This is a genomic window from Mesorhizobium sp. M4B.F.Ca.ET.089.01.1.1 (assembly GCF_004022605.1).
GTDB lineage: Bacteria > Pseudomonadota > Alphaproteobacteria > Rhizobiales > Rhizobiaceae > Mesorhizobium > Mesorhizobium abyssinicae.
In genome coordinates, this window is sequence record NZ_RZOS01000388.1 from 1,587 (window position 1) to 5,574 (window position 3,988).

General features: G+C 63.6%; 4 protein-coding genes and 1 pseudogene. 2 read left to right on the forward strand and 3 right to left on the reverse strand.

What is annotated here, in order from left to right; translation table 11 throughout:
• The 3 genes and pseudogenes from EN780_RS40845 to EN780_RS26540 all read right to left on the reverse strand — a co-directional run.
• A pseudogene (locus EN780_RS40845) lies at positions 1-864 on the reverse strand (undecaprenyl-phosphate glucose phosphotransferase); the annotation flags it as partial.
• Between the two features lie 151 nt (positions 865-1,015).
• Complete coding sequence (locus tag EN780_RS26535) at positions 1,016-2,146, reverse strand: glycosyltransferase family 4 protein (protein ID WP_127282147.1); 1,131 nt, start codon at positions 2,144-2,146, stop codon at positions 1,016-1,018.
• 8 nt (positions 2,147-2,154) lie between these two features.
• On the reverse strand, positions 2,155-2,718 hold the full coding sequence (locus tag EN780_RS26540) for a polysaccharide biosynthesis/export family protein (RefSeq protein WP_127282146.1): 564 nt from the start codon (positions 2,716-2,718) through the stop codon (positions 2,155-2,157).
• Here EN780_RS26540 and EN780_RS38970 point away from each other — a divergent pair.
• Together EN780_RS38970 and EN780_RS26545 are read left to right on the forward strand one after the other, a co-directional pair.
• Entirely contained in the window at positions 2,717-2,857 is a 141-nt protein-coding gene (locus tag EN780_RS38970) for a hypothetical protein (protein ID WP_189556743.1), read from the forward strand. The two genes, EN780_RS26540 and EN780_RS38970, sit on opposite strands and share 2 nt — an antisense overlap.
• Positions 2,858-2,981: 124 nt before the next feature.
• The coding region (locus EN780_RS26545) for a GumC family protein (protein WP_189556745.1) at positions 2,982-3,988 on the forward strand (1,007 nt) is incomplete at its 3' end.

Here is a 3,988-nt window from a genome sequence, read left to right on the forward strand (position 1 = left end):
GAATTGCAGCGCGTTCGAATGCGCCGACAGCCGGATGTCGACTGGCAGCACCCACAGCTTCTTCAGGAGCTGCAGCACGCGCGATTCGGCGGTCAGCGGCAGCGACACGATCAGCATGTCGATGCGGGCGATGCGGGCGAAGTCGATCAGCTCGGAAATGTTGCCGAGCTTGGGATAGCCGGCGACGATCGGCGGCGAGCGCTTGTCGCCGCGATCGTCGAAGATGCCGCAGATGCGGATGTCGTTGTAGGGCTGCCTCTCGACCGAGCGGATCAGCATCTCGGCCGACTTACCGCCACCGACGATGACGGCGCGCCGCTCCATGCGTCCGTCGCGGGCCCAGCGCCGGATCAGGTTGGACATCACCAGCCTGAGGCCGAAGATAAGCACGAAGCCGACGACGAACCAGGTGCCGAACAGGAGGCGCGAGTAATCCTCCGAAATCTTCATGATGAAGGCCGTCAGCGCCATCAGCGCGTAAGTGCCGGCCCAGACCAGGAGCACGCGGCCGAAATTGGCGATCGGTCGCATCAGGGCCGAGACCTGGTAGCTGTCGGTGACGTCGAGCAGCACCACCGCCAGGAACGAGGCCGCGGCGATCGTCAGCGGGTACTGCCAGGCGAGATATTTGAAGAAGCCAACATAGTAGACATAGACACAGAGACCCGACAGGAACAGCAGCGCGAACTCGACCATGCGCAGCACGCCGCTGACCATGATCGGCGACATCGTATCGCGCCGGTATTGCGAGGCGACCTGGCGCGCCACATCGTTGAGGCTGCTCGATGCTTCGCTCGGGGCAGGGCCGTCGAATTTGCGTACCGCGTCCATGGAAAAGCGGTGTGCGGGGTCGATCTCGTTCATTGGATTGTCCGCGGGCTTCGCTCAGCTGAATAGCAAAAGAGAGCTAAGAAACCCTTGAGACAACCGATGGCTTTGAAGCGGTTGCCACCCAGCGTTGAGGAAAAGGGCGCTGGTCGGCGTGAAAAATAGCTGAGACCAAGCCGACCACGATCTAGCGCCGAAGCGCGGCAAAATAGGCCTTCTCGATCTCCGCCGCCATGACGTCGGCGCCGAAGCGTGCCTTGAGGTCGGGCGCCCCGGGCATCAGGCGCTGGTAGGCGCCGAGATCGGCTAGCGCGTCGCTCAGCCTGTCGCCGAGCTGGTTCGGGTCGGGCCGGATCAAGGCGCGGGAGGTTTCGCCGAAAATTTCCGGAATGCCGCCGACAGCGGTGGCAATCATCGGCTTGCCGGCGGCCAGCGTCTCCAGCACGATATAGGGCATGGCCTCGGCGCGGGATGGCACGACGATCAGCTCCGCCAGCGTGAAGGCGTCCCTGGCCGGCATCGGCGGCAGGAAGCGAACATGGCCGTCGAGGCCGAGCCGTTTCACCTGTTCGTGGTATCGCGGCAGGTCGTCGCCATCGCCGACCATCACGGCGCTCAAGCGTCGGCCAAGCCTGTTGCCGGCCAGCGCCAGCGCATCGATGAAGATGTCGGGACCCTTGAGGTCGCGCATCATGCCGATATAGAGCAGGTCGGCCGCGTCGGGCACGCTCCCCACCGGTTCGAACTCGACCGCGCGCAGGCCATTGTAGACCAGCGTGTTGGGGATGGGTGGTTCGCCCACCTTCCTGCGCCAGGTGCGGCGCTCGTAGTCGGAGACGAACAGCAGGCAGTCGGTGAAGCGCGCCATGAAGCGCTCCAGCGCGAAGAACAGCTTTCCGGTGGCCGTGGTTTCGTCATAGTGGAGGGAGCCGCCATGCGGCGAATAAAGGCGGGCTACGCGAGACCTGGATACCCGCAACAATGAGCCGAACAGCCGAGCATAGGCGCCACCCTTGGCGCCGTGCCCGTGCAGCACGTCCGGCCGCAATTCCTTGATGATTCGGTAGGTGCGCCAGGCCGAGGCGAGGTCGCCCGGCCCGACATGGCGCTGCATCGGCGTGCGATGGATGCCGAGCGCCAGGCTGTCCGTCATGCCCTCGAACAGCCGTTCCTCGAATTCGCCGCCGGTGGTCGAATCGCAGACAATGCCGACTGAGTGGCCCGAAGCGATCTGCGCCTCGGTCAGGTCGCGCACATGCCGGAATATCCCACCGACGGGTGAGCGAAAGCAATGGACGATCCGCAATTGGTTCGCCACGTTGGTTGTCAAAACAGCCGTTCGCGGACGTAGACTGTATCGCCGGGCAGCAGCGGATCGGATGTGACCACCCGTCCGGTCATTACCTTGCCGTTGATGTCGCGGGTGATGTCGACGCTTTCCTGGTTGGCGCGCGGCGAGAAGCCGCCGGCGATCGCGATCGCCTTTTGCACCGTCAGGCCCGGCACATAGGAATACTGGCCGGCAGCGCCCACTTCACCCATGACGAAGATCGGCCGGTAGCGGTCGATCTCGACCGAGACATCGGGATCGCGCAGATAGCCTTGCCGCAATTTGTCGGCGATTTCCTTCTCGAGCTGCTGGGCGGTGTGGCCGCGCGCCGGCACGGCGCCGACCAGCGGCAAGGACATGTAGCCGGACTGGTCGACACTGTAGGTGTTGGTCAGGCCGTCCTGCTCGAAGACCGTGACGCGGACGCGGTCTCCGGCGCCGAGTCGGTAGGGCTGGTCGAGCACCTCATGGAAGGCCGCCGGCGTCGGCCGGTAGCTTGAGCAGCCGGCGAGCATCGACACGGCAAGCAGAGCACGAAAGAGGGAAGCAGTGCTTTTCATGACCGGTCACGAACCTTCATCGCTGGCCGCCAGATGTCGCGGCAAACCCCAGGGGACGGAATCCGTTATCGTCCTGTTAGGGTTAATGGCCGGTAAAGGTTTTGCCATCCGCGGCGGCAGCAGTCGTCAAAAAGCGTAGCTATTCTACTGTCTTTGCTGAATGTTCTTCAGTCGTCTCTAATAGGGGTTCGTACTGATCTTAACGGCTGAGTTACCATAGTTGTTTACGGTCCATCCCAGACTCAAAGTTCGGAGCAGGATGCATGTCCGTTCAGTCCGCGGCCGCAGACGTCGATGTCGATCTCAGGCAGCTCTTCGCCAGTCTGGCGCGGAACTGGCTGCGCATCCTGGTCGTTGCGCTCGCCGTCACCGGTCTGGCCTTCGCGCTCGCCTGGCTCGCCACGCCGCACTATAAGGCCGAGACGAAGCTGCTGATCGAAACCCGCGAATCGGTCTTCACCCGGCCTGACGGCACCAGCAACGACAGCGAGAAGCCGATTCTCGATGAGCAGGGCGTGGCCAGCCAGGTCGAGGTCATCGCCTCGACAGACATCCTCAAGCAGGTGGCCGCCAAGCTCAACCTGTCGCGGCTGCCCGAGTTCGACGAGGCGGCCAAGATGTCGGCGCTCAGCCGGCTGTTGGTCATCGTCGGGCTGAAAAGCGACCCCAACGAAATCCCGCCGGAAGAGCGCGTGCTGAAGAAGATGCGCGAGAAGCTCAACGTCTACAGCGTTGAAAAATCTCGCGTTATCGTCATCGAGTTTTCCTCTGAGGATCCTCGGCTCGCCGCCGACATTCCGAACGCCATCGCCGACACCTACATTTCCGTCCAGGGCAACGCCAAGCTGGAATCGAACGCCGCCGCCACCGACTGGCTGGCGCCTGAGATCGCCGACCTGTCGAAGCGGGTCAAGGATGCCGAGGCCAAGGTCGCCGACTTCCGCGCCCAGTCGGATCTGCTGATGGGCGGCAACAATGCGGTGCTGGCCACCCAGCAGCTTTCCGAACTGTCCACCGAACTGTCGCGAGTGCGCGCCAATCGCGCCGCCGCCGAGGCGACCGCCGACAGCGTGCGCAAGGCGCTGCAAAGCGGCGGTTCGCTGGACGCGGTGCCGGAAGTGCTGAATTCCGACCTGATCCAGCGCCTGCGCGAGCGGCAGGTCGAGCTTCGGGCCAACATCGCCGACCTCTCCACCACCTTACTCGACAATCATCCCCGCATCCGCGCCCTGAAATCACAGCTTGCCGATCTCGACGGCCAGATTCGCAA

What these genes read in the sequence shown, in the direction of transcription:
- EN780_RS38970 (WP_189556743.1), top strand. Translation starts at nt 2,717, where the DNA reads ATGACCGGTCACGAACCTTCATCGCTGGCCGCCAGATGTCGCGGCAAA.
- EN780_RS26540 (WP_127282146.1), bottom strand. Translation starts at nt 2,718, where the DNA reads ATGAAAAGCACTGCTTCCCTCTTTCGTGCTCTGCTTGCCGTGTCGATG.